At 47.4% G+C, this 954-nt stretch carries 1 protein-coding gene; it reads left to right on the top strand.

Going from position 1 to position 954, the window contains the following annotated elements:
* On the top strand, positions 1-795 hold a 795-nt coding region (locus R7Z47_RS24185), incomplete at its 5' end, for an SPOR domain-containing protein (protein ID WP_318130680.1).
* Positions 796-954: the final 159 nt, after the last annotated feature.

The raw sequence follows: 954 nt of genomic DNA, 5'->3' as shown, positions 1-954 counted from the left end.
GGCAATGATTTCTATTGGATTCAATGTGGCTTGCTGCCTAAACCAATGCCACTTGCCAAAGCCAAACCCATTTACAGCAAAATCACCACCGATGTTTGGATGAAGCCCGAAGCAAAGGGCTATCGTTGTCTTATTGGGCCTTATACAGAATTTTCTAAAGCGTCTGCTGATTTGCGAGGAGTCAAAACCTTGTCGAACTATCGCGAGGCATTTATTCGTGTGGTTGGCAAAGGGAGTGACAACACCGTGAAGCAAATGCAGCCGTCATCAAAGTCGACTCCTGTCGCCAAACCAAACGTCGCATCGAAGCCTGTTGCGCCAGTCGTGGCCAGTCGTCCAGATACCGAGGTGTTTAAAGCTTCTGCGACAAAAACAACAGCGCAGCCAGTTACGGCAAAAGAGCCGAAACCGAGCACGACAACAAAACCGGTAGCGAAAGCAAAACCAGCACCGAGCGTAAAAGGCAATGGAGAGGTGGAAGTGCGCTTGCGAGCGTCTCTACATGGCAAAACGTATGTCGTGCCTTACCTGTTAGATAATCAGTTTTATATGGAATATGGTAAGCCGTGGAATCGACTCAACTACGAAAGCTCGCAACAGACTTGTCAGCAGTTGGGCATGTCGCTCGCCACGGCGACTGAATTCAAAGCGTTGCGAGATTCTGGTGTGATGGAGAAGAACAAATGGCCGCTGCAATTGCCGTATTGGGGTAAAGATAAGAAAGGCTTGTTTGCCGATCGAGAACCAAATCAGTTAACCGGCACGTCGTTGTTGAATGTGATGTGTGTGAAGTAGCGGTTGTTCATCCTTAATGTATCCACATTTTAGGACGAAACATGCTTGTCAAAACGAAGAAAGCCCCGCGATGCGGGGCTTTTTTGCGGTCTCAAATATTGTTGCTACTTGAGAGGTGTTTCTTTGTGACAGTTTGAGCAAATGTACACTTCTTTGATA

Source organism: Vibrio sp. 1641 (assembly GCF_033339995.1).
Taxonomy (GTDB): Bacteria; Pseudomonadota; Gammaproteobacteria; order Enterobacterales; family Vibrionaceae; genus Vibrio; species Vibrio alginolyticus.
The sequence above is the reverse complement of the archived record's forward strand: the minus strand, read 5'-3'. Positions and strand labels throughout refer to the sequence as shown.